This window comes from Pseudomonas sp. MYb541 (assembly GCF_037479595.1).
Classification (GTDB): domain Bacteria; phylum Pseudomonadota; class Gammaproteobacteria; order Pseudomonadales; family Pseudomonadaceae; genus Aquipseudomonas; species Aquipseudomonas canadensis.
This window is the reverse complement of sequence record NZ_JBBGYS010000039.1, coordinates 1-20385: the sequence shown is the minus strand read 5'-3', so window position 1 is coordinate 20385 and position 20385 is coordinate 1. Positions and strand designations below refer to the sequence as shown.

15 protein-coding genes and 1 pseudogene are annotated in these 20385 nt (G+C 59.8%); 8 read left to right on the top strand and 8 right to left on the bottom strand.

Annotated features, from left to right (window positions below; genetic code table 11):
* Positions 1–28 precede the first annotated feature (28 nt).
* Positions 29–1042 carry a LacI family DNA-binding transcriptional regulator gene (locus WH299_RS22125; RefSeq protein WP_339551298.1) on the bottom strand — a complete coding sequence of 338 codons (1014 nt, stop codon included), beginning with the start codon at positions 1040–1042 and terminating at the stop codon, positions 29–31.
* Between the two features lie 246 nt (positions 1043–1288).
* Here WH299_RS22125 and WH299_RS22120 point away from each other — a divergent pair, with 246 nt between their 5' ends.
* The 4 genes and pseudogenes from WH299_RS22120 to WH299_RS22105 form a co-directional block, all read left to right on the top strand.
* Positions 1289–2572 carry a hypothetical protein gene (locus WH299_RS22120; RefSeq protein WP_339551296.1) on the top strand — a complete coding sequence of 428 codons (1284 nt, stop codon included), beginning with the start codon at positions 1289–1291 and terminating at the stop codon, positions 2570–2572.
* A gap of 230 nt (positions 2573–2802) precedes the next feature.
* Entirely contained in the window at positions 2803–4785 is a 1983-nt protein-coding gene (locus WH299_RS22115; RefSeq protein WP_339551294.1) for a hypothetical protein, read from the top strand.
* Between the two features lie 220 nt (positions 4786–5005).
* Positions 5006–7273: an autotransporter outer membrane beta-barrel domain-containing protein gene (locus WH299_RS22110; protein WP_122726175.1), complete on the top strand. Its 2268-nt coding sequence runs from the start codon at positions 5006–5008 to the stop codon at positions 7271–7273.
* 405 nt (positions 7274–7678) lie between these two features.
* Positions 7679–8179: pseudogene (locus WH299_RS22105) on the top strand (group II intron maturase-specific domain-containing protein); the annotation flags it as partial.
* A gap of 96 nt (positions 8180–8275) precedes the next feature.
* Here the strand turns inward: WH299_RS22105 and WH299_RS22100 are convergent.
* The 4 genes from WH299_RS22100 to WH299_RS22085 form a co-directional block, all read right to left on the bottom strand.
* Positions 8276–8737 (bottom strand): hypothetical protein, encoded by a 462-nt coding sequence (locus WH299_RS22100; RefSeq protein ID WP_339551293.1) that lies wholly within the window; start codon positions 8735–8737, stop codon positions 8276–8278.
* 205 nt (positions 8738–8942) lie between these two features.
* Complete coding sequence (locus WH299_RS22095) at positions 8943–9584, bottom strand: DUF1345 domain-containing protein (protein WP_122726179.1); 642 nt, start codon at positions 9582–9584, stop codon at positions 8943–8945.
* A gap of 138 nt (positions 9585–9722) precedes the next feature.
* Positions 9723–12821 (bottom strand): efflux RND transporter permease subunit, encoded by a 3099-nt coding sequence (locus WH299_RS22090; RefSeq protein ID WP_122726181.1) that lies wholly within the window; start codon positions 12819–12821, stop codon positions 9723–9725.
* A gap of 6 nt (positions 12822–12827) precedes the next feature.
* Positions 12828–13970: an efflux RND transporter periplasmic adaptor subunit gene (locus WH299_RS22085; protein WP_339551290.1), complete on the bottom strand. Its 1143-nt coding sequence runs from the start codon at positions 13968–13970 to the stop codon at positions 12828–12830.
* 171 nt (positions 13971–14141) lie between these two features.
* On the opposite strand from WH299_RS22085, the gene WH299_RS22080 reads away from it, so the two are divergent.
* Both WH299_RS22080 and WH299_RS22075 read left to right on the top strand, forming a co-directional pair.
* Complete coding sequence (locus WH299_RS22080; protein ID WP_010210801.1) at positions 14142–14843, top strand: response regulator transcription factor; 702 nt, start codon at positions 14142–14144, stop codon at positions 14841–14843.
* A gap of 3 nt (positions 14844–14846) precedes the next feature.
* A complete protein-coding gene (locus tag WH299_RS22075) occupies positions 14847–16148 on the top strand; it encodes an ATP-binding protein (protein ID WP_028615923.1) in 1302 nt (433 codons plus the stop codon).
* Here the strand turns inward: WH299_RS22075 and WH299_RS22070 are convergent, their stop codons facing one another.
* From WH299_RS22070 to WH299_RS22060, 3 genes are read right to left on the bottom strand one after another with little or no spacing between them, the layout of a single operon-like run.
* Positions 16149–16817, bottom strand: coding sequence for an anti-sigma factor (locus WH299_RS22070; protein ID WP_339551289.1), 669 nt, complete (start codon positions 16815–16817; stop codon positions 16149–16151).
* Positions 16814–17329, bottom strand: coding sequence for a sigma-70 family RNA polymerase sigma factor (locus WH299_RS22065; RefSeq protein WP_122726188.1), 516 nt, complete (start codon positions 17327–17329; stop codon positions 16814–16816). Before WH299_RS22065 ends, WH299_RS22070 begins: the two co-directional genes overlap by 4 nt.
* A 51-nt stretch (positions 17330–17380) precedes the next feature.
* Entirely contained in the window at positions 17381–17902 is a 522-nt protein-coding gene (locus WH299_RS22060) for a DUF3455 domain-containing protein (RefSeq protein ID WP_122726190.1), read from the bottom strand.
* Positions 17903–18040: 138 nt separating this feature from the next.
* Between WH299_RS22060 and WH299_RS22055 the strand changes: the two genes are divergently transcribed.
* Both WH299_RS22055 and WH299_RS22050 read left to right on the top strand, forming a co-directional pair.
* Complete coding sequence (locus WH299_RS22055) at positions 18041–18811, top strand: class I SAM-dependent methyltransferase (RefSeq protein ID WP_122726192.1); 771 nt, start codon at positions 18041–18043, stop codon at positions 18809–18811.
* Between the two features lie 91 nt (positions 18812–18902).
* A complete protein-coding gene (locus tag WH299_RS22050; RefSeq protein WP_016979380.1) occupies positions 18903–19688 on the top strand; it encodes a sulfite exporter TauE/SafE family protein in 786 nt (261 codons plus the stop codon).
* Positions 19689–20385 lie beyond the last annotated feature (697 nt).

Here is a 20385-nt window from a genome sequence, read left to right as displayed (position 1 = left end):
AAGAGCCCCATCGCCGGCAAGCCGGCTCCTACAAGGGGGTTGTGGAGCCTCGGATGATCAGTTGGGGCAGGAAGTCCAGGGTGCGTGTCGGCTCGGTATCGCCGCGCAAGCGCTTGAGCAGGCAGTCAAATGCGCTGGCGCCGATGGCTTCGGTGGGCTGGGCGAGGGCGGTGATACCCGTGCCTACCAGCGGATACCACTCCAGGTCATCCAGGGCGATCAGGCCGATGTCATCAAACAGGTTGCAACCGAGGGTTTTCAGTGCGCGGGTGCAGGCCAACGCCGCGACACCGTTGGCGCAGAACAGCGCCTTGGGGCCAGGTTTTGCGAGAAAGGTTTTCAGGTGTTTTTGCAGCGTTTCATCCAACTCCAACACAGCGCCGGTCAATGCCGGGCGGCTAGCGATTTCAGCCTTGAAACTGTTCAGGCGCTCCAGGCGCGAACTGGTGCCATCGGTGGCTTCACTCACCATCAGCACATCGCGATAACCCTGTTGCTCCAGGTGCTCCACCGCCATACGCACCGCCGCCGGGTTGTCCAGGCCGACCAGGTCGCTGTGCAGCGGTTCGACCTTGCGGTCCACCAGCACCAGGGGCATTTCCCGCTGCAGTTCCAGCAACTGGTCGAGGTGATGGCCGAGGGTGTTCACGATCAACCCTTCGATGTTGTACGAGCGCAGCGCCGCCAGGTGCTGGCGTTCTTGCTCGTCGTCACGATCGGTGTTGCACACCACCAGGCTGTAGCCGTGTTGACGGCAAGCGGTTTCGACACCGTGCATCACGGCAATGGAATAGGGGTTGCGGATATCGGCCACCAACATGCCGATCAGGCGCGTGCGCCCACGTTTGAGGCCACGGGCCATCTGGTTGGGGCGGTAGCCGAGTTGTTCGATGGCGTGTTCGATGCGCAGGGCGATGGCATCGGAGAGCAGGGCGCGGTCGTCGCCGATAAAGCGCGACACGCTGGCCTTGGACACGCCAGCGTGTTGGGCCACGTCGAGCATGGTCACGCGGCTGCGTTGGGCGGCGGAAAATGAAGTCACGGTGGAGCCTTTCTTATTGGAATTCGGATTGCACTGAAACCGGTTTCAGAAGACACCAGCCATTGCTTGCAGTCAAGAGGAAATTCGCAGGATGACACCGTGTTCAGGTTGATGAGTCCGACGGGTGGCAATTGCACCTGTTAGTTCTGACAGTATCCGGGCGGGCGTTTCGGGTGTTCAATCGGCTTCAAGTTAATGGCATTACCGCATTAAGCGTGTTGGATGTTGGGTCCATAGGAGGGCGGCATGAGCAAGCCAAAATCGATAAAATCAAAGCCCAAAAAATCACAGGCGGGTAAGGTTGCTGCTGGTTCTGAGGCCGTCCTGGCTTTTGATGGCCCCCGGGTGATTCGCGCGCAGCCAGATGGATTAGTGCCTGCGCAGTACTATTTCAACAATCTGGAGTGCGAAATCGTTACTCCATGGACCTTTCTGCCCGAAGCTGGCGAGACTCATTACGTCGTACCCATGTGGGATGACCACAGCGCCGCACCCGTCGAAGTGCTACCGGCCTTGCGACTGGATGGCCCACTCACCCCTGAGGACTTTCCTTATCCATTTGAAATTCCCCAGGCTTTCCTGCTGAGAAGTGCGATTGTCGATCTCCGTTTTCGAGTCTATCTCGACCCGCCACCCTCACAAAATTACGATACTTCTGAGCCCACACTGCTCCGAATAGACCGCGATGCGCCTGGGGTGGGAGGGCCGCTGCCACCGGCCATTTTTCCGGTTGATCCGATCACTGACGCTTACTTGGGCATGACGCCACTGGTGCCCATGGAAGTTCCCGGAGGTTATCTGGGACGTGAGATTGGTGATGAAATACTGATGTATTTTTCGGATATGAACACGTTACCGACCGGTGCTCCTGCTGTGGTTTCCCCGCCGCTGACCAGTGCTACTGGGCAAATATTCGTGAATGTCCCTAATACGGTTTTCCAGAACTTCCCGGGTGCTGCTTTTGTTTTTTGCTTCTACCGGCTGCGCGATCGCGCCGGTAATCTCAACCCAGAGTTTTCCCTGGTTGCGCAGGCCGCGCTGGAAGTGGGGCTGCCCGCCCCGACTTATATGCGGCCGCGCTTTCCGCAGGCTGACTCCGAACCGATAGTGAACCCGAACAGATATATGACGTGCGCCTGCACACCCAAAATCTGGTTCGGCGTCGAAATTCGCATTGACCCGAATACAGGCCCGGGCGCGGGTATCCAGCACGGGGACTTGGTCGTGATGCACTTTCAGGGATACGGCCAGGCCCTCGATGTGAATCCACTTCCTGACATCGTCGATACACAAAGTCACATTTGGGACGGGGTGGCAGACGCCTTGGGTTACTCCTTCTGGATTCTCGATGTAGAACGTTTGATCCGCCCGCTCAAGGACCGTGCCGGAGGGGAGGCGAATTACAGGGTGTACAGGGGGGGGCGATTGAATGGCCGGTCTGCCTCCCGGTTCGCACGGTTTGACCGCGTAGTGTCGTCGGCGCCACCCACTCGCTATTGCTGGATTGACGGCAATGCGCCTGAGCCCTGACCCCGGGGCCCACACGCACAGCCTCCTGTGTGTTTAGCGCTATCGGGGCACCGAGGCGGATTTCATTGCAAGCATTTAGTGTTTTGGCTATGCCGCATATGAAGCGGTAGAGAGAGGTATTGCCGGGAAATGAGTTCGTTGGCACTTGAGATCGGAGGTCGACCGCGGCCCGGCGGATGAGTGGTTTTTTGTAAGAAACCTATATTGGACGAACGTGGAGATCATCAAAAATGAGCAGCAATCCGAATGTGCCACTGACCCCCCGGGCAGCCCCAGCCGCTCCCACTATTGTGGGGGCACTGGATGATGCCACCGGGACGATTTTGGCCCGTAATGCGACGGCCGACCTCACCGTACGATGCAAAACTGGCGACATTTCAGATTTCGATGATTTTATCCAAGTCGAAATGGCGGACGATTCGCAACCGATAAAGGTCTGGGTTGCTGTGACACCGCCGATGCAAATGAGTACGGACCCTGCTTTCCCTATCCCTGATAGGTTCAATATCACCGTACGCGCGCCAGCAGGTGGTTTCCGGCATGGTTTCTATCTGCTACGTAGCGTTCAATACCTCAACATCGGTGGTGTACCGGCAGCGATGGGAGAACATTCGGACCCTGGTAATTTTACCGTTGACCTGCTTTCGCCCTATTCCGATGCCTCCTTTCGTGATCAGCCCGATGCAGTAGGATTGCCCCCAACGCTTCCCGTAGGTGCGGTGATCGACAACGCGTATTTGGTCATGCATGGCGGGGTGGAGTTCGTTATTCCTGATAACACCTTCGTGCCTGTCCCAGGCAGGTGGCAGGCCGGTGACTTCATTACCTTCTACTGGAGCCCGGTGATGTTCCCGCGCCCAGCGGACATCGTCAGCCCCCCCGGTGGGATTCCAATGCTGCCGATAGGCAATACGTTTTTCCTACCGGCAGCATTGATTGATTCAAGTGGGGAGTACTACGCGTTCTACACCCTCACAGACCGGGCGGGTAACGTCAGTCGTCCTTCGTTCGTCGAAAATCGGCGCGTTGCCTTGATCGCAGATCCGGAACGCGGAACCCCGCATTTACCGCTGGCACCTGTACCCGATCCTGGTGAAACAGACAACTTGATTGATATCAAGGATTACCTGCGTAACCCTGAAGTATGGGTCAGAACGTATAACAATCACGACCCCTTAAATGATCGGTTGGAAGTGGATATTGGTGGCCTGGGTTACAACGGTCTGGGAATGCCATTCACAACGTTCCCGCAGAGATTCAGTAATTTTCAGGCTCAATTCGTTGCCGCTTATACCCAGGCCATTGGGCCACAGCCGACGACCGTAGAGTATCGAATTGACCGCGGTGGTGTAAGTTTCCCTTCGTTCATTCACACGTTCATGCTCGATTTGTCAGTAGGCGGTCCCCCCAACCCTGGGGAGCCAGGTTCACCCAACCCCAACCTTAACCAGGCCCACGTATTCGGTGCTGGCTCGACCACTCCGGACGTATTGCTGCCTGCCCATGCTGGTCAACCGGTACGCGTGGACATCGCGCCGTGGACCGTTGCAGTGTTGCCGCATCCGGGGTTGTCGATCATCTTCCTCTGGGAGGATGAGCGGGTCGGACCGTTCCCTGTCAGCGCGACGGCCAATCCGATCTCGTTCTTTATTGACTGGGACGTAGTCGCCCGTCATGGCAACGACATGAAGACCATCAAGTATCTGGTCCTCGACCCGGCGACAACCAACGAAAACGAGTCGCCACCCACCACGGTCGATGTGCAGGACGCCGTCGTCGTGGAGTTGGCGAAAGCACAGTATATGGTTGCGACTGCGGGTCGTTGGTTCTGTTCGGACTTGGAGACTCGGACGCCCGGCACTCCGCCGGTGCTGTTTGGTAAGGTTCATGTGCCAGGCGATACACGCATGGCCCTCGGTGTGCAACTGACATTGACGTTGAGCCTTACCAATACCTTCGCCGGCCTGCCACCTGGGCCGTTCCCGTTGACGCTTACTCACCCGAGCTTGAGCCAATCGGATATCGACAACGGGATCACGTTTGAAATTGACTATCAGCCTTACCTGGCCCAAGCCCCGAGGGGGACGTGCGTGGCGACCTATGAAACGGTTCTGAGGAGTGGAGTGATCGGCCATGGTGAGCCATCGGATATACGTAGCACGCTGGCGAACACCCACTTCTTCTGCGACGGGACCAATATTCCCACACCTTGATCAAGCCTGAAAAGAATAGGGGAGCGCAGCTCCCCTTTTTTTGCTTTGCGCGAGTATTTCCCCTGCCCTGACCGCTGCCGGTTCACTTGCCTTAATAAGATTAATCCTACATAGATTGGGATGCTTTATCCGTACTCTCTGCGCCGCACAGGTAAGGCTCCATTCCTTGGGAACGAGCCAAACCGTTTTCATCGGCTCTACCCCCAGAGAGTGAACGACCATGCACGTACCAGCCCACTTCAAGCTCAAGCCCCTGAGCGCGATTATGAAAGTCCCGACCATGACCCTGCTTATGTTTGCAGCGGTTCATGGGGCTGCCCACGCCGATCATTTGATTGGCGAACAAAAGACCATTGACGCCAGTGAAACGTCCAAAGACTGGCAACTGGATCATAAGTCCGAACTGACCCTTAATGGCGCCGCTGCACAGAGTATCCTTGTCAATGATTCGGCGTTGATCGTGAACGCCGGCAGTCGAGTGAATGATATCCGCGCTACGCAAGGCTCGACTGTCAGCCTCACTGGTGCACATGTGGAGTCGAGCAACCCGTCGTTTGGCGCCGTACGCCTGGATGACAGCACCGCAACCATCACCGGCAGCACCCTGATCAGCCATACCAATTTTGGCTTGCAGGCGTTCCAGAGTGCCGGTTCGCTTAAGGGTGGGGTTGCTGAAGTGTTCAGCAGTGTCATCAAAGGCGCTACTGCCGGTGCGCTTGCGCAAGGTAACAGCGAGCTGCATTTCAACCAGAATACCTGGGTTGAAGGCACCGGTGCCGAGAGTGCCGGCGTTCGACTGGACAGCGGCGCACTCGTAACCGCCAGCCAAAGTACACTGATCGGTGGCAAGAACGGTGTACTCATGACGAACCTGTTGAACAGCGCTGAAACCGGCAAGCTGGTGCTGGATAACTCGCATGTCGAAGGTCGCACGGGTTCCGCGATTCTTGTAGAAGGCAGGCCGGGTCGTGTTCCGACGGTCGACATCGACGTACGCAATGGTTCGACCTTGACCGGTGGTAACGGCACGCTGTTGGAAGTGAACGGTGGCGCGACCGCCAATATGAATATCGATAACAGTCGTTTGAACGGCAATGTGATTGTCGAGGATGGCAGCACCGCGCATTTGAGCCTGCAGAACAATGCCGGCCTTACCGGCCAGTTGAAAAATGTCACCAGCCTGAACGTGGGCGATGCATCTTTTTGGGAGTTGACCGGCGACAGCCAGGTGGGCGCCTTGAACCTGGCTGGTGGCACGGTGAAGTTTGGTGCCACTGATGCGTTTTATCAGTTGGACCTGGACACCCTGGAAGGCAACGGCACCTTTGTCATGGGCACCGATTTTGCCCGTGGTATCACGGACTTTCTTAACGTCGAGGGTGAGGCCAAGGGCAATCACAGCCTGTTGCTCGCTGCCAGCGGTGCGGAGCCGGTCAACCCCGAAGACATTCGCATCGTGCACACCGGTGGCGGCGACGCCCATTTCTCCCTGGTGGGCGATGTGGTCGACGTAGGTGCCTACTCCTACAGCTTGAAAAAGGAAGGGACCGACTGGTTCCTTGACCCGAACAATCGCGTGATCAGCCCTGGCACGCGTTCGGTAATGGCGCTGTTCAATACTGCACCTACCGTGTGGTACGGCGAGGCAACTTCACTGCGTACCCGTATGGGTGAATTGCGCTTCGAACCGGGCCAGTCGGGTCTGTGGATACGCGGTTATGGCAACAAATACAAAGTGTCTGACAGCACGGGCGTAGGCTACGACCAGACCCAACAGGGCTTTACCCTGGGCGCCGACATGCCGCTGGCCGATAGCCAGTGGTTGGTGGGTGTGATGGCCGGTCACAGCACATCTGACCTGAACCTCAAACGCGGTACGTCCGGTAACGTGAAAAGCTACTACCTGGGCGCTTATGCCACCTGGCTGGACGAGGAGAGTGGCCTGTATTTTGATGCGGTCGCCAAGGTCAACCGGTTCCACAACGAGTCCAAGGTCGGTTTGAGCGACGGCACCACGTCGAAAGGCAAGTACAACAACACCGGTGGTGGTTTGTCGGCTGAGTTCGGTCGCAACATCAAGCTCGATGACGGCTTCTTTGTTGAGCCGTATGCCCAGGTGTCGACCGTGGTGATCCAGGGTGCCAATTACAACCTGGACAATGGCCTGCAAGCCAAGGGTGAGCGTACTCGCTCGATCATGGCCAAGGCCGGTGCAACAGTTGGGCGTGATATCCAACTCGACAGTGGCAGCGTGGTCCAGCCCTACCTGCGGGCGGCAATGGTGCACGAGTTTGCCAACAACAATAAGGTGTCGGTGAACAACAATGTATTCAACAACGACCTATCTGGCTCGCGTGCCGAGTTCGGTGCGGGGGTGGCGGTGAAGCTGTCGAAGAACCTGCAACTGCATGCTGACCTTGAACACAGCAGCGGCGGCAAAGTTGAACAGCCTTGGGGTGCCAACGTGGGTGTTCGTTACACCTGGTAAATCCCGATCAGGAAAAAGCCCGTATCGCTAGATACGGGCTTTTTTTGTTGTGCGCCCAGCATGGGCGCAATCTTGCAGGTGAAAGTCCTGCCGTAAGCTGACCACAGCGAACGAAGTGAAGCGCAACTGCATGAGGGCGACCGAGTGTGGGGAGGAAGCGTGAATCGAAACCGCGAGCCGATGAACAAGAACCGGATATAAGGCGATGTCGACCAGGGCGAGCGGGCAATGAACCGCGAAGCTCTTGTGGTCAAAGGGCGGCAGCGTAAATCCGGCGGTTGTGCGGGGAAGGATTGCGTCCTTACCTGGGGAGATCTCGCCTTGTGCCTGAAAGGGCGACGGTGTGTACCGGCCCAGTCCGGTACGGCACGTGGTAATCCCCAAACCTGACGGCGGTGAGCGCGAGTTAGGTATCCCGACGGTGCGAATGTGTATGTTCGCAGCAAGAAGGCAGGGCAACGGGTGATGGCGTTGATGAAGCGTCTGTATGGAAAACTGCACCTGAGTGTCAATGAGAGTAAAAGTGCGGTGGCAAGTGTGTTTGGTCGCAAGTTTTTGGGGTATGCGTTTTGGTCGTCAGCCAATGGCATCAAAAGAAAGGTTGCGAGTAAAGCGCTCGAGCAATTCAAGCAGCGCATCCGCAGACTGACCAGGCGTTCAGGCGGTCAAAGTTTGCAGCAAGTCGTTGACCGACTAAGGCCCTATATCCTTGGTTGGAAGGCATACTTTGGATTGTCGCAAACGCCGAAGGTTTGGCGAGAGCTATGTAGGCTAGGAGCAAGAGAAAGTATTGCGCGCAAGGTGGCCGCTAATAGCCGTTGCTGGTGGCGTAATAGCCGCTTGGAACTCAACCGAGTGCTTGATATAGCGTGGTTCGACAGGATGGGTTTAGCGCGTCTCTCCTGACCTCAATCTCTCGAACCGCCCGGTGCGGACCCGCATGCCGGGTGGTGTGGCAGGGGAGCGGCCTGTGGAAGGCCGCCCCCTATGCCGATTGCTGGTTCAGGTGTGAATGTCGAAGTTAATGATCAAGTCGTGTTCCTGTCCGTTCGGGTCGGTATCGGTGCGAGCAACGGCGGCGCCTTGTACCTTGATAAGCTGCGGGGAAATTTGTTGAATGGACAAGGTGCCGATAACGCCGCGAACAGCGTAGGATTCGGTCGCTGTCTTGACCGATAGCCAAATTCTGGTGGGGGTGAATTCACTCTCCGCCAAATTGAACGTCGTGCCCGCCGGCGTGTGATCCGCAAACTCAATGTCGATTGTCCGCACTGTATCGTGGCCCACGGTGTTGCGCCCGGTAATACGCAGAATGCGTTGGGAGGGGTCATTCACAACAGTGATGGTTTGGATGTCGATTTCCTGGCTATCCAGGAACACAGAGAAGGTTCCCACTGCCTCACGTGGCTGGGGGAACAATACGCTCTGTTGGTGGGGAGTCAGCGTTGCAGTTTGTGCTGGCATGATTGCGTCTCCATCTTTGATGAATAGGTCAAAACACTGAACGGCGCCTGGCTTTATCGACAACTGTCCTCGAATCAGCCAACGTACCTGGGTTTCAATTAGACGCGTTTTCTTGAATAAATCTACTGTCAGATATGACAGTTCAATAGGTCAGTTCTTTATTTCTTTTAGGCTTAAGCAAGTGCTCAGCACGAGGGGGTATCGCTTAGCCGAAGAGCCCTGCCGCAATATTGATCGAGAATCCCAGGATCGCTGTATTGAACAGAAACCCGATCAACGACTGCCCCAGCACCACCTTGCGCATGCTTCGCGTGGCCACACCCACATCCGAAGTCTGCACCGCCACGCCGATGGTGAACGAGAAATACAGGAAGTCCCAGTAGTTGGGCGTCGTCAGGCCCTCGGCAAAACGCAGCGCCGGCTCCTTGCCGTCCCAGGTGTAATAAAGGCGCGCGTAATGCACGCTGAAGATCACTCCGATCAGCAACCACGAACCGATGACTGTCAGCCCGGTGAAACCGTAGTGCAGCAGGCGTTCCGAGGTGGCCAGGTCTTTGCTGCCCACCAGTTCGAAGGTGATGGTCGCCAAACTGGCAATGGCGGCGATGCATACCGTGAACAGCACCAGGCCGGCGTTTTCGTCTTCGATTTCGGCGATGCGTTTGACGTCCGGGGCCTTGGCACGGATGGTCAGCCACAGCATCAGTACCAGGTAGGTCCAGACGCCGGCGTTCCAGCCGATGAGGATTTTGCTGATGAGGCTGTCGGCGGGGACCAGGATACCGACGGCAAGCCCTAGCACGGCGGCGGCGGAAAGGCGAGGGTGGGTGCGGGCGAGGAAAGACATGGAGGCTCACAGGCAGTTGTATGTGAGCACCATAACCCTTGTAGGAGCTGGCTTGCCAGCGATCGCATCGACTCGGTGTGTCTGAAAGACCGAGGTGTCTGCATCGCTGGCAAGCCAGCTCCTACAGGGGGGTGTTGGTCAGTCTGTTTTGTGGCGTTTACGCACCAACTTCATCACCACCACAAAGAACACCGGCACAAACACCACCGCCAGCGTTGCCGTGATCATGCCGCCAATCACCCCCGTGCCAATCGCTTGCTGGCTGGCGGAACTGGCGCCCGTGGCAATCGCCAACGGCACCACGCCGAGGATGAACGCCAAGGACGTCATGATGATCGGCCGCAGGCGCAACCGCGCGGCTTTCAAGGTGGCGGTGACCAGGTCTTCACCCTGGTCATACAGGTCCTTGGCGAACTCGATGATCAGGATCGCATTCTTCGCCGACAGGCCGATGATGGTGATCAGGCCGACCTTGAAGAACACATCGTTGGGCATGCCACGTAAGCCCACCGCGAGGACCGCGCCGAGTACACCGAGCGGCACCACCAGCAACACCGAGGTGGGGATCGACCAGCTTTCATACAGCGCCGCCAGGCACAGGAACACGATCAGCAGCGACAAGCCCAGCAGCAACGGCGCCTGGGAGCCGGACAGGCGTTCCTGTAACGACAAACCGGTCCATTCCTGGCCCAAACCTGCCGGCAACTGGCTGACCAGGCGCTGGATCTCCTCCATCGCCTCACCAGTGCTGTGTCCCGGTGCCGCTTCGCCGGAAATCGCGATGGCCGGGTAGCCGTTATAGCGCGTCAGCTGGGTCGGCCCCTGGGTCCATTTGGCTTCGACAAAGGACGACAGGGGCACCATCTTGCCGGCATTGTTACGCACGTTGATTTTCATCAAGTCCGCCACCTGGCTGCGTTGGTCGCCTTCGGCCTGCACCACCACCCGCTGCATGCGGCCCTGGTTGGGGAAGTCGTTGATATAGGCCGAACCGATGGCCGAGGACAGCACGTTACCCACGTCCGCAAAGGACACGCCCAGTGCGTTGGCCTGCTTGCGGTCCACTTCCAGCTGCACTTGCGGCGCTTCGGCCAGGGCGCTTTCGCGCACGTTGGCCAGGATCGGGCTTTTCTCGGCGGCGGCCAGCAATTCGGTACGCGCCGCCATCAGTGCGGCATGGCCGACGCCACCCCGGTCTTGCAGGCGGAACTCGAAGCCGCTGGACGTGCCCAGGCCGTCCACCGGCGGCGGCAGGATCGCGTAGGCAACCGCGTCCTTGAGCTCGCTGAAGGCCATGTTGGCGCGGTCGGCAATCGACGAGGCCGAATCATCGCTGCTGCGCTGCGACCAATCCTTGAGCGTGGTAAACGCCAGCGCGGCGTTCTGCCCGGAACCGGAGAAACTGAAACCCATGATCATGGTGGTGTCGCCCACCCCAGGTTCCTCGGCGTTGTGCGCTTCGATCTGCTCGGCCACGTGCACCGTGCGGTTCTTGCTCGCACCCGGTGGCAACTGGATGTCGGTGATGGTGTAGCCCTGGTCTTCCACCGGCAGGAACGAGGAGGGCAGGCGGCTGAACATCCAGCCCAGGCCCACCAGCAGCACCAGGTAGATCAACAGGTAACGCCCGCTGCGCTTGAGGGCATACGCCACCCAGCCTTCATAGCGGTCGGTGAGGCTTTCAAAGCGCTGGTTGAACCAGCCAAAGAAACCGCCCTTGGCATGGTGTTCGCCTTTGGCGATCGGCTTGAGCAAGGTGGCGCACAGGGCCGGGGTCAAGGTCAGGGCGAGGAACGCCGAGAACAGGATCGAGGTGGCCATCGACAATGAGAACTGCTGGTAGATAACCCCCACGGAGCCGGCCATGAACGCCATCGGCAGGAACACCGCCACCAGCACCAGGGTAATACCGATGATGGCCCCGGTGATCTGGCCCATGGCTTTTTTCGTCGCTTCCTTGGGCGACAGACCCTCGGTGGCCATGATGCGTTCGACGTTCTCCACCACCACAATGGCGTCGTCCACCAGGATGCCGATGGCCAGTACCATGCCGAACATGGTCAGTACGTTGATCGAGAAGCCCAGCAACAGCATGGTGGCAAAGGTGCCCATCAGGGCAATCGGCACCACCAGCGTCGGGATCAAGGTGTAGCGCACGTTCTGCAGGAACAGGAACATCACCGCAAACACCAGTGCCATCGCTTCGAGCAGGGTGTAGACCACCTTGGTGATCGAGACCTTGACGAACGGCGAGGTGTCATACGGGATCTTGTACTCCACGTTGGCCGGGAAGTAGCGCGACAGCTCGTCCATCTTTGCCCGCACCAGGGTGGCGGTGCTCAGCGCATTGGCGCCGGGCGACAATTGCACGCTGACGGCGGTGGACGGCTTGCCGTTCAGGCGGGTGGAGAACTGGTATTCCTGGCTGCCGACTTCCACCCGCGCCACATCGCCGATGCGCACGGTCGAGCCGTCGGGGTTGGCCTTGAGCACGATGTCGGCAAATTCGGCTGGCGTTGAAAGCTGGCCCTTGACCAGGATCGCCGCCGTGATTTCCTGGGTGTTGGTGCCCGGCAAATCGCCGATGCTGCCGGCCGAAACCTGGGCGTTCTGCGCGCTGATCGCGGCGTTCACGTCGGCCGGCGTCAGGTTGAAGCCGATCAATTTCTGCGGGTCGATCCAGATGCGCATGGCGCGCTCGGCACCATACAGCTGGGCCTTGCCCACACCGTCGAGGCGCTTGAGTTCGTTCATCACGTTGCGCGCCAGGTAATCACTCAGCGCCACGTCATCGAGCTTGCCGTCGTTGGAGGTGAGGGTCACCAGCAGCAGGAAACCGGCGGAGACTTTCTCCACCTGCAAGCCTTGCTGGGTCACCGCTTGCGGCAGGCGCGGCTCGACCGCTTTGAGGCGGTTCTGCACGTCCACCTGGGCCATTTCCGGGTTGGTGCCCGGCTGGAAGGTGGCGGTGATGGTGGCCGAACCGAGGCTGCTCTGGGACTCGAAATACAACAGGTGATCGGCGCCGTTGAGCTCCTGCTCGATCAGGCTCACCACGCTTTCATCCAGGGTCTGCGCCGACGCACCGGGATACACCGCATAGATCTCGACTTTCGGCGGCGCCACGTTGGGGTACTGCGCCACCGGCAGTTGCGGGATTGCCAGCAGACCGGCCAGCAGGATAAACAGGGCGACCACCCAGGCGAAGATCGGGCGGTCAATAAAGAACTGCGGCATGGCGGGTTATTCCTTTACGAGCGGGCTGTCGTCCACTTCAACTTTTTCACCGGGGCGCGCGTGTTGCAGGCCTTCGACGACGATACGGTCGCCGGGCTTGAGGCCACTGCTGACGATCCAGCGGTCATTGATCACCGCACCCAGCTCCACCGGCTGCTGGATCACGGTCTGCTCGGCGTCCAGCAGCAACACCATCGGGATACCGGCGCTGTCACGAGTGATGGCGCGTTGCGGCACGCTGAGGCCTTGTTTGTCGACGGCCTGTTCGAGGCGCACCCGCACAAAACTGCCGGGCAGCAAGTCGAGGTCAGGGTTGGGGAACTCGCTGCGCAGGATGATCTGCCCGGTGCCGGGGTCGACGCTGATCTCGGCGAACAGCAACTTGCCCGGCAGCGGGTAGAGGCTGCCGTCGTCCTCGATCAGTGTGGCCTTGGCCTGGTCCGGGCCGACCTGCTTCAAGCTGCCGGCACGGAAGGCGCGGCGCAGGTCGTTCAGCTCGCGGGTGGACTGGGTCAAGTCGGCGTGGATTGGGTCCAGTTGCTGGATAAGCGCCAGCGGCGTGGCCTCGTTCTGGCCGACCAGTGCGCCCTCGGTCACCAGCGCACGGCCGATACGCCCGGAAATCGGCGCCGTCACGGTGGCGTAGCCCAGGTTCAAACGGGCGCGTTCGACGGCGGCCTTGTTGGCGGCGACTTCGGCGTTGGTCTGGCGTACGGCGGCGCGGGCGTTATCGTAGTCCTGGCCGCTGATGGCATTGCCTTCCACCAATTGGCTGTAGCGCTGTTCCTGCAGGCGCGCCTTGAAGGCATCGGCCTCGGCCTTGCTCAGGTTGGCCTGGGCGCTGTCGAGGTCGGCCTTGAACGGCGCGGGGTCGATGCGAAACAGCACGTCGCCCTGTTTCACGTCATGGCCTTCCTTGAACACCCGTTGCATCACCACGCCTGCGACCCGTGCACGCACTTCGGCGATGCGCGGCGCGGCAATACGCCCGCTCAATTCGCTGGTAATGGCCAGGGGCTTTGCTTCAAGGGTTTCGACGCGCACTTTGGCCAGGGGCATTTGTGGCGCTTCGGCGGCGGAGTCGCCACATGCGCTCAGGGCCAAGGTGAGGGCCAGCAGGCAAAATGGCGCAAACAGATTCTTCGACATGCTCTTATCCCAATATTGACTGGCGCATCCTAAAGTCACCTGCGCCGTGGTGCTGTGAAGCTGTGTAGCTCGTCTGTGAAGAAATGTAAGGTGCGGCGCGCGGGGCGCCGGGGGCGTATATCCTTGCACAATCCTGCAACACACCAACAAACCGCATTATTTGGAAACACCATGCCCAACATCCTCCTGGTGGAAGACGACGCCGCACTCTCCGAGCTGATTGCCAGCTACCTGGAACGCAATGGCTACCACGTCAGCGTGCTCAGCCGTGGTGACCACGTCCGTGAACGCGCGCGCCTGAACCCGCCGGACCTGGTGATCCTCGACCTGATGCTGCCAGGCCTCGACGGCCTGCAAGTCTGCCGACTGCTACGCGCCGACTCGGCAGGGCTGCCGATCTTGATGCTCACCGCCCGCGATGACAGCCACGACCAGGTGCTGGGCCTGGAAATGGGCGCCGACGACTACGTGACCAAGCCCTGTGAGCCACGGGTATTGCTGGCGCGGGTGCGTACGTTGTTACGGCGCAGCAGTCTGTCCGAACCCCAGGTGGCCAATGACCAGATCATCATGGGCAACCTGTGCATCGACTTGTCGGAGCGCACGGTGACCTGGCGCGAGCAGCCGGTGGAGTTGTCCAGCGGCGAATATAACCTGTTGGTGGTGCTCGCCCGGCATGCCGGCGAAGTTCTCAGCCGTGACCAGATCCTGCAACGCCTGCGCGGTATCGAGTTCAATGGCACCGACCGCTCGGTGGACGTGGCCATCTCCAAGCTGCGCCGCAAGTTCGACGACAATGCCGGTGAAGCGCGCAAGATCAAGACGGTGTGGGGCAAGGGCTACCTCTTCAGCCGTTCCGAGTGGGAATGCTGAGCCATGTTCAGAGTACTGCTGCGGCTCTACCTGATCACCATCGTCACCTACAGTCTGGCGATCTACCTGATTCCCTCGCTGGTGATCCAGCTGTTCGAACACCGCTACATGAACTACAACATCGAGCAGACCCGCGGCCAGCAGAAGCTGATCGTCAAGCAATACCTGCGGGCGCCGGTAGAGCGCTGGTCACAGGTGACCGAGCAACTGGGGCGCGATTTTGCACCGCTGAAAGTGCAATTACTGCTGCGCCAGGACGCCAGTTACACCCCGGCGGAAGAACAACTGCTGGAGCAGGGCAAGTCGGTCGTGCGCTTGGGGGAGTGGGGCTGGATGACCGAAATCAGCTCGCCGGTCAACGAGCAGTTCGCAGTCAAGCTGACCATACCGCCCGACCCACTCGACATGAACGTGCTGTACTGGGCGATCAATGTGTTGATCGTGGCTGCGTTACTGGCCTGTCTGCTGATGTGGCTGCGCCCCCACTGGCGTGATCTGGAACGCCTGAAAAACACCGCAGCCCAATTAGGCAAGGGCAATCTGAGCGAACGCACACACATTCCCCCAAGCTCCAACATCGGCAGCCTGGCCACGGTGTTCGACACCATGGCCGACGACATCGAACACCTGCTCAATCAGCAACGCGACCTGCTCAATGCGGTCTCTCACGAACTGCGCACGCCGCTGACGCGCCTGGATTTCGGCCTGGCCCTGGCATTGTCCGAAGACTTGCCCGAAGCCAGTCGCGAACGTCTGCAAAGCCTGGTAGCGCATATCCGCGAACTGGATGAGCTGGTGCTGGAGTTGCTGTCCTACAGCCGCCTGCAGAACCCGGCGCAGTTGCCGGAGCGGGTCGAAGTGGTCCTCGATGAATTCATCGACAGCGTGCTCGGCAGCGTCGATGACGAATTGGAAAACCCCGAGATCGTCATCGACGTGGCGCTCGACTGCGCCGTGGAGCGCTTCAGCCTCGACCCACGCCTCACCGCCCGCGCGTTGCAGAACCTGTTGCGCAATGCCACGCGTTACTGCGACAAGCGTATCCAGGTCGGCGTGAAGGTGTGTGCCAAGGGCTGTGAAATCTGGGTGGACGACGACGGGATCGGCATCCCTGTGGACCAGCGCGAGCGCATCTTCGAGCCGTTCTACCGCCTGGACCGCAGCCGCGACCGCGCGACCGGCGGTTTCGGCCTGGGCCTGGCCATCAGCCGGCGCGCCCTGGAAGCCCAGGGCGGCAGCCTGACGGCGTTGGCTTCACCGCTGGGTGGTGCGCGGTTTCGCGTGTGGTTGCCCACCGTCGCCTGATCAGAGCACCTTCACCGCGCGGCCGATTGCCTGAATCGGCCCAGTGGGCTTACCGGTCGGCGAGCCACGCGGGTCTTCCAGGGTCAGTTCGAACAGCTGGTTTTGCGTGAGCGGCGGCAGCTTGTCCAGCGGCACCGACAGCGTCTGGCCCGGTTTGACCAGGCCGAGGGACACTGGCCCTTGCCAGCCGTCGCCCTTGGTCCAGAACTGCAGGGCCTTGTCGGACGGCACTTCCATCACGCCCAGCGGGATCAGCTGAATCTGCTGATCATTACTGGCCTGGATCACCCAGCCCGGTGCCTGGCTTTGCGGCGCGACCAGCACTACCACGAAGCTTGGGTCGGCAGTGGGCGGGCGGGTCAGTAGCAACCCGGCCAGCACCAGCGTGGTCAAAAGCCCCACACCGGCCAGGCCGCGCCACACGGCCAGCAGGTCCCACCAGTGCGTGCGGGCACTGGCGATGTTACGTTCGATACGCCGCCACAGCTCAGAGGAGGGCGGTACGGGTTCCGCCAAGGCGGTCAGCGGCAACAGGCGTTGCTCCCAGGCGTCCACCGCAGCGCGTAGGTCGGCATCGTGCTTGAGGCGTTGTTCGACGTCGGCGCGTTGTTCGCCGGGCAAGGTGCCCAGCACGTATTCGCTGGCCAGTTCGTCCAGTGGGTCGTTCATGCCATGCACTCCCGCAGCGCGGCGAGGCTACGTTTGATCCAGGCCTTGACGGTCCCCAACGGGGTGTCGAGTTTCTGGGCGATTTCACTGTGGGAATAACCGTCGACATAGGCATGCAGGATGCACGTGCGACGGGCCGGGTCGAGTTGCTCCAGGCAGGTGTGGACCTGTCCCGAGCGCGCGCTGAATTCAAAGGTTTCGGTTGCGGCGACTTGCTCGTGTTCGTCGCCCAAAGGCACTTCGCGGTAATGGTTACGCACCACGTTGAGCGCCAGGTGCCGGGTCACGCTGAACACCCAGCCACGGGCCGAGCCGCGACTGGGGTCAAAACTACCGGCGCCTCGCCAGATCTTGATAAACGCATCATGCACGATGTCTTCGGCCAGGGATTTGTCCCTGGCGATGCGCAGCGCCACGCCGAGCAGATGGCTGCTTTCCTGCTCATAGAGCTGGCGCAAGGCGCGTTGATCGCCACGGGCGCAAGCCTGCAGACAGGCTTCGTAATCAAACACGGATGGCTACCCCCCAATGATCGGCATGGGGGGCAGCGTAGACGACTTTACTCAGGTGGCCGCCCAGAAAATGTAATCCGCCTGGTACTTCACCACTTCCTGCTTGCCTTTGTTGGCTGCGGTGCACTCGCTGCTCGGCGCCACGCCGCCCTTGAGGGCCACGCGCTGGATGTAACTCACGCCGCTCATCGCGCCTTTGCCTTCGGCGGGGTTGGCCTTGACCAGTTGATACGGCAGGTTGCCCGCACCGGATGGCGCCACGGCCAACTGGGTGCCGGTGATTTTCGAACCGTCCTTGGCCTGCCAGGTGGCCGGCGGGCCGAAGTAAGTGCCGACTTGCTTGCCGCTGCGGTCATTCAACACGGCCTTGGGCCCGACGAAGGTCCACTCGGTCTGGCCGACGGCGTTGGCTTTGTCGCGGCATTCGTAGGTGATTTCGCCGACGCCGGTGGTTTCCATCGCCACCTTATGGCCGTCCGGCACCTTGATGCTGTCGGGCAAGCCGGTCTGGGCGAAAGCTGCGGGGGTGGCAGCGAGCAGGGCGGTGAGGCAGAACAGTGCTTTAGCGTTCATGGGTACTTCTCCATTTCAGTCAAACAGCGGGGGTTCTGAAAGGACTACCCAGGGCCTGCGCGATTGGATGCAGCGATTAGAAAATTAAGGTGAGAGGGCGCACACTGTGCCCCCGCTTTACCCGAGGAGAGATTGGCAATGACTGGTGTTCACACGTCTGCTCAACAGGGTTTTTCGACCCAGGCTGTCACCTACGCCCAAGGTCGGCCGGATTATCCAAGACAACTTACGGGCTGGCTCGCCGACACACTGCACCTCGACGCGCTGTCCAGTGTGATCGACCTGGGCGCCGGCACTGGCAAATTCACCCGCTTGCTCAGCACCCTGGCGCCGACCTTGATTGCCGTCGAGCCGGTGGCGGCGATGGGCGCGCAGTTGACCAAGCTGCTGCCCGATGTGCGCCTGGTCAATGGCACGGCTGAATCCATCCCGCTGCCGGCCGCCAGCGCTGACGCGGTGGTTTGTGCCCAGGCGTTCCACTGGTTCTCCACCGAGGCCGCGCTGGCGGAAATCCATCGCGTGCTCAAGCCCGGCGGCCGACTGGGCCTGGTGTGGAATGTGCGGGATGAGTCGGTGGATTGGGTCGCCGCCATCACTGACATCATTACTCCGTACGAGGGTGATACGCCGCGTTTTCATACGGGGCGTTGGCGTGAGGCCTTCACTGGCGAGTATTTTTCCGAGCCTGAAATGACCTGTTTTCCCTACAGTCATGTGGGCAGCCCTCAGGAGGTGATCATGGATCGCTTTCTCTCCGTGAGCTTTATTGCTGCGCTGCCGGAGGCGTCCAAGGCTGTGGTGACCGCGCAACTGCAGGCGCTGATCGACACGCATCCTTCACTGAAGGGGCGCGACACCGTGGCCTTTCCGTATCAAACCCAAGCGTATGTCTGTCATCGACTGAGCTAAAAGGCATAAAGTCAGATCATATTGATATAAGTCGTTATAAGAAAAATCGCTATCCTGCGGCCAGAAATTTATAAGGCCGCAGGTAGCTGGAATGGATGTGGGTAATTTTGGTTTTGTGGTGGCGGGCCTGATCGTTGGTTTTATCGTGGGCATGACCGGTGTGGGTGGTGGGTCGCTGATGACGCCGATCCTGTTGTGGTTCGGTATCAACCCGGCCACCGCCGTGGGCACTGACCTGTTGTATGCCGCCATCACCAAATCCGGTGGCGTGCTGGTGCATAGCAAGAACAAGAATATCGATTGGACCATTACTGGCTGGCTGACCCTGGGCAGCGTGCCTGCGGTGCTGTTGACCTTGTGGTTTCTGGCCAGTTTGCATACTGATCCCAGTGTGATGAATGCGGTGATCAAGCAGGCGCTTGGGGTGGTGTTGTTGCTGACTGCATTGGCGATTCTGTTCAAGAAGAGCCTGTTGGGGTTTGCCCAGCGCCATGCGGGTGACAGCTATCACATGAGCCCGCGCAATTTGAATGCGCTGACGGTGGTGACGGGGGCGATCCTCGGCACCATGGTGGCGCTGACGTCCATTGGCGCGGGTGCGCTGGGGACGGTGGCGTTGTTTATTTTGTATCCGTTTCTGGCGACGCGGCGGTTGGTGGGGACTGAGATTGCGCATGCTGTGCCGTTGACCCTGGTGGCGGGGTTGGGGCATGCCAGCATGGGGAATATGGACTGGCATTTGTTGGGGTTTTTGTTGATGGGGTCGTTGCCGGGGATCTATGTGGGTAGCCATATGACGGGCAAACTGCCTGATGGCGTGTTGCGGCCTTGCTTGGCGGTTATGTTGATGGCCATTGGTTATAAGTTGGCGTTTTGATTTGGGGGCATGTCCGTTATTTGGGGGCATATCCGTTGTTTGGGTGATGGCTGGTATTGGTTCCGCCCTTACGGCGGGTCACTTTCGAAAAGCGCGAAAGTAACCAAAGCGCTCTTGCCCCAACACTCGGCACCTCGCTTAGGCTCGGTGTGCCCGAACGAAGGCTTGAATCCGTGGGCCGCCGCGATGGGCCATCCTTGGCCCAGCGCGGCTAACCCGGCGTCCTGCCGGGTTACCCACGGATTCAAGCCTGCGTTCGGCCAGCGTGTTTGACGGGGCGCCTAAGATCAAAATCAAGATCAAGAGCGACTCGCTTCGCATCGTAGATACGCTTTTCGTTTTCTGTAGGAGCCGGCTTGCCGGCGAAAAACGTGAGACCGCCGCGTTCATTCTGGTTTCCCGCGTCATCGTTGAAGACCATCGCCGGCAAGCCGGCTCCTACAGGACCGCGCTTGCTTTTGCTCTACACCACTCAAGCCGGCTGTCAGGCCGCTGTGCTTTTGCTTTTGATTTTGATCTTAGGCGCCCCGTCAAACACGCTGGCCGGAATTCGGCAGGGATTTGGGGGGTAAACCGGCAGGGATGCCGGTTTAGCCGCCCCGCGCCATGGATGGCGCGTGGCGGCGGCCCCCCAAATCACTGTCGGATTACGGGCACACCGAGCCTAGGCGAGGTGCCGAGTGTTGGGGCAAGAGCG

Excerpts from the sequence above, each read along its gene's own strand:
- WH299_RS22055 (WP_122726192.1), top strand. The coding sequence starts at position 18,041 with ATGACTGGTGTTCACACGTCTGCTCAACAGGGTTTTTCGACCCAGGCT.
- WH299_RS22090 (WP_122726181.1), bottom strand. The coding sequence starts at position 12,821 with ATGCCGCAGTTCTTTATTGACCGCCCGATCTTCGCCTGGGTGGTCGCC.
- WH299_RS22050 (WP_016979380.1), top strand. The coding sequence starts at position 18,903 with ATGGATGTGGGTAATTTTGGTTTTGTGGTGGCGGGCCTGATCGTTGGT.
- WH299_RS22110 (WP_122726175.1), top strand. The coding sequence starts at position 5,006 with ATGCACGTACCAGCCCACTTCAAGCTCAAGCCCCTGAGCGCGATTATG.
- WH299_RS22070 (WP_339551289.1), bottom strand. The coding sequence starts at position 16,817 with ATGAACGACCCACTGGACGAACTGGCCAGCGAATACGTGCTGGGCACC.
- WH299_RS22085 (WP_339551290.1), bottom strand. The coding sequence starts at position 13,970 with ATGTCGAAGAATCTGTTTGCGCCATTTTGCCTGCTGGCCCTCACCTTG.
- WH299_RS22115 (WP_339551294.1), top strand. The coding sequence starts at position 2,803 with ATGAGCAGCAATCCGAATGTGCCACTGACCCCCCGGGCAGCCCCAGCC.
- WH299_RS22100 (WP_339551293.1), bottom strand. The coding sequence starts at position 8,737 with ATGCCAGCACAAACTGCAACGCTGACTCCCCACCAACAGAGCGTATTG.
- WH299_RS22060 (WP_122726190.1), bottom strand. The coding sequence starts at position 17,902 with ATGAACGCTAAAGCACTGTTCTGCCTCACCGCCCTGCTCGCTGCCACC.
- WH299_RS22075 (WP_028615923.1), top strand. The coding sequence starts at position 14,847 with ATGTTCAGAGTACTGCTGCGGCTCTACCTGATCACCATCGTCACCTAC.
- WH299_RS22120 (WP_339551296.1), top strand. The coding sequence starts at position 1,289 with ATGAGCAAGCCAAAATCGATAAAATCAAAGCCCAAAAAATCACAGGCG.
- WH299_RS22095 (WP_122726179.1), bottom strand. The coding sequence starts at position 9,584 with ATGTCTTTCCTCGCCCGCACCCACCCTCGCCTTTCCGCCGCCGCCGTG.
- WH299_RS22080 (WP_010210801.1), top strand. The coding sequence starts at position 14,142 with ATGCCCAACATCCTCCTGGTGGAAGACGACGCCGCACTCTCCGAGCTG.